We start from the raw sequence: 428 nt of genomic DNA, 5'->3' as shown, positions 1-428 counted from the left end.
GCTGCTCGGCCTGGCGGGGCTGGGCTCGACGGACCATCGCGCCCCAGGTGATCGCGACCTTGTCGACGCCGATGACGGCCAGGGCCGCCCGGGTGTTGGTCTCGATCTCGTCCTTGAGCGGACAGGCCGGGGTCGTCAGCTCGATGGTGAAGGCCACGTCGGGCCCGTCGATGGCGATGGCCTTGACCATGTCGAGGGTCACGATGTCACGGCCGAGCTCGGGCTCCTGGACGTTGCGGAGCGCGTCGAGGACGGCGGCCTCGGTGAGGGCGATCATGCGGGGCTGGCCTCGTTCTGGCAGAAGTCGTGTCGGAAACCATCGTAGCGCGCTGCGCGATCCGCGCCAGTCGGGAGCTAGAACGCCCCGGACAGGCGGCCGTACACGGCCTCGATGCGGTCGACGACGCGGGCGATGGACAGGTCGGCCA

Annotated in this window: 1 protein-coding gene; it reads right to left on the bottom strand. The window is 70.1% G+C overall.

The features are described from left to right. The coding region (locus tag I6F37_RS41080) for an iron-sulfur cluster assembly protein (protein ID WP_225154532.1) at positions 1–277 on the bottom strand (277 nt) is incomplete at its 3' end. Positions 278–428: the final 151 nt, after the last annotated feature.

The organism is Bradyrhizobium sp. NBAIM08 (assembly GCF_020193935.1).
Classification (GTDB): domain Bacteria; phylum Pseudomonadota; class Alphaproteobacteria; order Rhizobiales; family Xanthobacteraceae; genus Bradyrhizobium; species Bradyrhizobium yuanmingense.
The sequence above is the reverse complement of the archived record's forward strand: the minus strand, read 5'-3'. Positions and strand labels throughout refer to the sequence as shown.